Origin of the sequence: Herbiconiux daphne (assembly GCF_024979295.1) — a bacterium.
GTDB lineage: Bacteria > Actinomycetota > Actinomycetes > Actinomycetales > Microbacteriaceae > Herbiconiux > Herbiconiux daphnes.
The window spans coordinates 1-659 of record NZ_JANLCJ010000457.1 but is presented as its reverse complement, the minus strand read 5'-3'; the positions used below and the strand labels follow the sequence as shown (position 1 = coordinate 659).

The window sequence follows — 659 nt, the reverse complement described above, 5'->3', positions numbered from 1 at the left end:
ATTTATCGCCCCAACTATTGTTTTGTCAGTGGTGTTAAGTCCATTGTCTGACTTAGTTTGGAATGTGGCATTTAAAGTGTTTTGTGCTATGAATTTATCATTTATTCCGGTAGCACCATTTATTGCTGTTTCAGTAGCAGTAATTCTTGTTGTTAAATTAGTAATATCAGAAGTATTCGTGTTGATATTTGTTCTATTAGTAAACACATCACTTGTTACTGCCGCTAATTCTGCTTGGTTAACCAAGTTACTTGCTTTGGTATAAACTAATTCTTGAATTTGGTTAACTGTTACTGTTGAAAAGTTAATAACCGAGAATGTAGGTATTGTTCCATCCACATTGATTGTTTCTAATGTCAATAGCCCAGCAGTAGATAAGGTTGCCTTTAATATAACACCAGCATTAGCGTTGTTTCCTGTTCTATCATTGAACACTAATATTGTAGGTTCAGCATCTCCTGTGTTGATATTAAATATTAAGTTTCTGTTATCTGCCGGAGCAGTTCCTCCGTCCACAGTGAATCTAATTTTGATTGTGAAGATTGATTCATCAGTGAAATCAAATACTGGATTTGTCCCTGAGTTGTCATTTACTAGTGCTGCTAAGTTAAATGTTGCTTTTGTAGTTGTTGCACCAGCAACTTGAGGTTGCCCTAAAT

1 protein-coding gene is annotated in these 659 nt (G+C 35.1%); it reads right to left on the bottom strand.

All coding sequences use genetic code 11. The annotated features are described in order from the left end of the window. The coding region (locus tag N1032_RS25830) for a hypothetical protein (protein ID WP_259543474.1) at positions 1-659 on the bottom strand (659 nt) is incomplete at both ends.